Origin of the sequence: Mycobacterium sp. (assembly GCF_019243155.1) — a bacterium.
Taxonomy (GTDB): Bacteria; Actinomycetota; Actinomycetes; order Mycobacteriales; family Mycobacteriaceae; genus Mycobacterium.
In genome coordinates, this window is record NZ_JAFAUS010000362.1 from 1 (window position 1) to 3,054 (window position 3,054).

A 3,054-nucleotide genomic window follows, 5' to 3' on the forward strand; every position below is an offset into this window, starting at 1 on the left:
TTCGACAGCATCGACAAGAGCGACCTGCGCGGGCGGTTCCGCTGGTGGGGCCTTTACACCCAGCGCGAGCAGGGCTACGACGGCACCTGGACCGGCGACGAGCACATCGACACCATCGAGGCCAAGTACTTCATGATGCGGGTGCGCTGCGACGGCGGCGCACTGACCGTGGAGCAGCTGCGCACGCTGGGCGAGCTGTCCACCCGATACGCCCGCGACACCGCAGACATCTCCGACCGCGAGAACCTGCAGATGCACTGGGTGCAAATCGAGGACGTCCCGGCGATCTGGGGGCGGCTGGAAGCGGTCGGACTGCAGACCACCGAGGCATGCGGCGACTGCCCGCGGGTGGTGCTCGGCTCGCCGCTGGCCGGCGAGTCGCTCGACGAGGTGCTCGACGCATCCTGGGCCGTCGAGGAGATCGTGCGCCGCTACATCGGCAAGCCCGAGTTCGCCAACCTTCCGCGCAAATACAAGACCGCGATCTCCGGGCTGCAGGACGTCTGCCACGAGGTCAACGACATCGCGTTCATCGGCGTCAACCACCCCGAGCACGGGCCGGGGCTGGACGTCTGGGTGGGCGGGGGACTGTCCACCAACCCGATGCTGGGCCAGCGGCTCGGCGCTTGGGTGCCGCTCGAGGACGTACCCGCCGTCTGGGAGGCCGTCACCTCGGCGTTCCGTGACTATGGATACCGGCGGCTGCGGTCCAAGGCCCGGCTGAAGTTTCTGATCAGGGACTGGGGCGTGGAGAAGTTTCGGCACGTCGTGGAGACCGAGTACCTCAAACGCCCGCTGCTCGACGGGCCGGCTCCCCCGCCGCTGGTTCACCCGCTCGACCACGTCGGGGTGCAGCGGCTGAAGAACGGCCGCAACGCCGTCGGCGTGGCGCCGATCGCCGGACGGGTGTCCGGCACGATCCTGTCCGCCGTCGCCGACATCGCCGAGCGGGCGGGCTCGGACCGGGTGCGGTTCACGCCGTACCAAAAGCTGATCGTCCTCGACGTCCTCGACGACAAGCTCAACGACGCGGTCGCCGGGCTCGAGGCGCTCGGGCTGCCGGCGCAGCCGTCGCAGTGGCGGCGCAACCTGATGGCCTGCACCGGGATCGAATTCTGCAAGCTGTCGTTCGCGGAGACCCGCAACCGATCGCAGGTGCTGGTGCCCGAGCTGGAGAAGCGGCTGGAGGACATCAACGCCCAACTCGACGTCCCGATCACCATCAACATCAACGGCTGCCCGAATTCGTGCGCCCGCATCCAGGTCGCCGATATCGGCTTCAAGGGCCAGATGGTCGATGAGGGGGACGGCGGCCCGGTGGAGGGTTTCCAGGTGCATCTCGGCGGGAGCCTCGGGCTCGACAGCGGCTTCGGCCGCAAACTGCGCCAGCACAAGGTGCTCAGCAGCGAGCTCGGCGACTACATCGACCGGGTGGTTCGCAATTTCGTGAAACAAAGAGCCGAAGGGGAGCGTTTCGCCACATGGGCCCTACGAGCGGACGAGGCGGACCTGAGATGAGCGACCTGCGCGAAGAGGCTAGAGAGGCTGCGGACCTGCGGGAACTGGCGGCACAGGGCGCGCGCGAGCTCGACGGCGCCGACGCGTCTGACCTGCTTTCGTGGACCGACGAGCACTTCGGGGGCCAGTACGTGGTGGCGTCCAACATGCAGGACGCGGTGCTCATCGACATGGCGTCCAAGGTGCGGCCCGGCGTGGACGTGCTGTTTCTGGACACCGGCTATCACTTCGCCGAAACCATCGGGACCCGCGACGCCGTCAGCGAGGTCTATGACGTCAACGTCATCAACGTCACACCCGAGCATTCGGTGCCCGAGCAAGACGCGCTGCTGGGCAAGAACCTGTTCGCCCGCGACCCCAACGAGTGCTGCCGGCTGCGCAAAGTGGTTCCGCTGGGCTCGGCGCTGCGCGGCTACTCGGCGTGGGTCACCGGCCTGCGGCGCGTCGAGGCGCCGACCCGCGCGAACGCGCCACTGATCAGTTTCGACGCGGCGTTCGGCCTGGTGAAGGTCAATCCGCTGGCCGCCTGGACCGACCAGGACATCCAGGACTACATCGACGCCAACGACGTGCTGGTCAATCCGCTGGTGTTCGACGGGTATCCGTCGATCGGGTGTGCGCCGTGCACCGCGAAGCCGGCCGACGGAGCCGATCCGCGCAGCGGTCGCTGGCAGGGCATGGGCAAGGTCGAATGCGGGCTGCATTCCGAATGAGCCGGCCCGTTCTCGTCCTCACCGCGCACGGCAGTGTCGATCCGCGCGCCGCGGTCACCACGCTCGCCGTCGCCGAGCGGGTCCGCCGCGACCGGCCCGCGCTGGACGTGCGGGTGGCGTTCTGCGAGAAATCGACGCCGTGTGTGTGCGACGTGGTCGCCGACCTTAGGGCTGATGCGGTGGTCACGCCGCTGCTGCTGGCCGACGCTTATCACGCGCGCGTGGACATCCCGGCGATGATCGCCCGCTCGGGTGCCGTGCAGGCCGAGGTGCTCGGCGTCGACGACCGGTTGGTCAAGGTGCTGCGCCAGCGGGTGTGCCAGCTGGGCGTGTCGCGGCTGGACCCCGATGTCGGCGTCGTCGTCGTCGCGGTCGGCTCCTCGCAGCAGACGGCCAACGTGCGCACCAACTTGGCGGCGCCGGCGCTGGTGGCCGGTACCCGGTGGGCCGGGGCTGTCACCGCGTTCGCCACCGGGCCGGGGCCGTCACTCGGCTCCGCCGCTGAGCGGCTGCGGGCGATGGGTGCGCGTCGGCTGGTGATCGCCCCGTGGTTCCTGGCGCACGGGCGTATCACCGACCGTGTCGCGGATTTTGCTGCCAGACAAGCTATTCCGATGAGCCAGCCGCTGGGGTCGCATCGGTTGGTGGCGGCGACCGTGCTCGCGCGTTTCGATCGCGCCTGCGCGGACGCCGAGCGGCTCGCGGCCTGACGGCCGGTTGGCGACAGACAACCGGCTCGCGGCGTGACGGCCCGCGGGACTCACGAGGTTTGGGCCGGGGCCAACGACTCGTCGCGGCCGGGCAGCTGGGTGCTGCCCGCGAT

General features: G+C 69.4%; 3 protein-coding genes. All 3 read left to right on the forward strand.

Annotated features, from left to right (window positions below):
- A partial coding sequence (locus JOZ00_RS18730) for a nitrite/sulfite reductase (protein WP_293346260.1) occupies nt 1–1,518 on the forward strand: 1,518 nt, incomplete at its 5' end.
- Nucleotides 1,515–2,231 carry a phosphoadenylyl-sulfate reductase gene (locus tag JOZ00_RS18735; RefSeq protein WP_293346262.1) on the forward strand — a complete coding sequence of 239 codons (717 nt, stop codon included), beginning with the start codon at nt 1,515–1,517 and terminating at the stop codon, nt 2,229–2,231. The genes JOZ00_RS18730 and JOZ00_RS18735, both read left to right, overlap by 4 nt.
- Nucleotides 2,228–2,941: a sirohydrochlorin chelatase gene (locus JOZ00_RS18740; protein ID WP_293346264.1), complete on the forward strand. Its 714-nt coding sequence runs from the start codon at nt 2,228–2,230 to the stop codon at nt 2,939–2,941. The genes JOZ00_RS18735 and JOZ00_RS18740 overlap by 4 nt, the downstream gene beginning before the upstream one ends.
- Nucleotides 2,942–3,054 lie beyond the last annotated feature (113 nt).

Bases quoted from the DNA above. Each gene is read 5' to 3' on its own strand.
- JOZ00_RS18735 (WP_293346262.1), top strand. From the start codon at position 1,515: ATGAGCGACCTGCGCGAAGAGGCTAGAGAGGCTGCGGACCTGCGGGAA.
- JOZ00_RS18740 (WP_293346264.1), top strand. From the start codon at position 2,228: ATGAGCCGGCCCGTTCTCGTCCTCACCGCGCACGGCAGTGTCGATCCG.